Origin of the sequence: Chloroflexus sp., assembly GCF_034435895.1 — a bacterium.
Classification (GTDB): domain Bacteria; phylum Chloroflexota; class Chloroflexia; order Chloroflexales; family Chloroflexaceae; genus Chloroflexus.
Window position 1 is genome coordinate 1 of sequence record NZ_DAOTWH010000229.1, and the last position, 1,757, is coordinate 1,757.

The following is a 1,757-nucleotide window of genomic DNA, read 5'->3' on the forward strand; positions in this document are numbered from 1 at the left end:
CCGCGCCGCTATCCCCGCCGCTAATCTCGGCGCGGTCTGGGTCGGCAGCGAAAGCCATCCCTACAGCGTCAAACCATCAGGCACGGTCGTGGCTGAAGCGCTCGGCGCCGGCCCGTGGGTCAGCGCTGCCGACTGGGAGTTCGCCTGCAAGGCCGGCTCGGAAGCGTTAACGGCGGCGATGGCGCTGGTCGGCAGCGGGATGCAGCGCTATGTGCTGGCGATCGGCGCCGATACGGCGCAAGGCCGGCCCGGCGACGCGCTGGAATACACCGCCTCCGCTGGCGCGGCAGCGTTGATCGTCGGCCCTGCCGAGCAGGCGCTGGCCACCATTGACGCCACTCTCTCGTATGTCACCGATACACCCGACTTCTACCGCCGGGCCGACCGGCCCTATCCGGTGCATGGCAACCGTTTCACCGGCGAGCCAGCCTATTTCCACCAGATCCAATCGGCAGCCAGCGAATTGTTGCGCCAACTGAATCGCACTGCCGCCGACTTCACCTACGCAGTCTTCCACCAACCCAATGCCAAATTCCCGCAAGCGGTCGCCAAACGACTCGGTTTTACCGATGCCCAAATCGCGCCGGGGTTGCTCAGCCCGCAGATCGGCAACACCTATTCGGGGGCAGCGCTGATTGGGCTATGCGCCATTCTCGACGTGGCGAAACCGGGTGACACCATCTTCGTGACCAGCTACGGCAGCGGAGCTGGTTCTGATGCCTATGCCCTCACCGTCACCGACGCGATCCTTGAACGGCGCGAGCGAGCGCCCTTGACCGCAGCCTACCTCAAGCGTGCCGTGATGATCGATTACGCGATCTACGCCAAGTGGCGCGGGAAGTTGGTGATGGGGTAAAGGGAGAGCATTCAGTTCTGCCCCTATCCCCTCTCGCCAAACGTTCTCTCGTCACGTAGAGCAAGGACCCGTACCAAGAGGATCGAACCCCTTCAATTCCTCAAACTCATCCAAGAGGAATGAAGGTCATCGCTACGATAAAGGAGTCGTTATGACCAACGTCTATATTGCCGGTATGGGCGCGACCGCCGTCGGCGAGCACTACGGGCGTGATCTGGCCGATCTGGCCAGTGAAGCGGCGCGGCTGGCGCTGGCCAGCGCGCCGGGGATTGCGCCGCATCGGATCGGCGCGCTCTATGTGGGCAGCGCCTACAGCGAAGAATTGTACGGGCAAGGCCAGCTCGGCGCGTATCTGGCCAGTGTGCTTGGCCTCTCGTCATCGATACCGGCCCTGCGTATCGAAGCCGCCGGCGCCAGCAGCGCGTTGGCGCTCTATCAAGCGGTGCAAGCGGTGCAAAACGGTTTGCCGCTCGCGCTAGTGATCGGGGTCGAAAAGGTCACTGATCACCTCGAAGACGCGATCGAGGCTGCGCAGGCAATGGCTGCCGACAGCAACGAAGAAGCGTTGCACGGCATCACCCTTACTGCGCAGTGGGCGATGTTGATGCGGCGCTATCTGCACGAGTACGGCTACACTGCCGACGCTTTCGCGCCGTTCCCGATCAATGCCCATGCCAACGGGGCGAAAAATCCGCTCGCGCTCTACCGGTTTGCGATTGACGCCAACAAGTATCGCAAAGCGGCAATGGTGGCCTCGCCGCTCAACCTGCTCGATTGCAGCACCCTGGCCGACGGCGCTGCTGCCCTCCTTGTCGCTGGCGAGCAGTTGGCCCGCGAACTCGCCGGCCCGCGCATTCGTATCGCCGGGTCGGCGGTTGCCACCGATACCCCAGCGTTGCAC

1 protein-coding gene and 1 pseudogene are annotated in these 1,757 nt (G+C 63.6%); both read left to right on the forward strand.

Features of this window, described 5'->3' with window-relative positions:
• Positions 1-856 (forward strand): hydroxymethylglutaryl-CoA synthase (locus U9R81_RS13420; protein ID WP_322495947.1); only part of this gene is annotated, 856 nt, incomplete at its 5' end.
• 151 nt (positions 857-1,007) lie between these two features.
• Positions 1,008-1,757, forward strand: a pseudogene (locus U9R81_RS13425) (acetyl-CoA acetyltransferase); the annotation flags it as partial.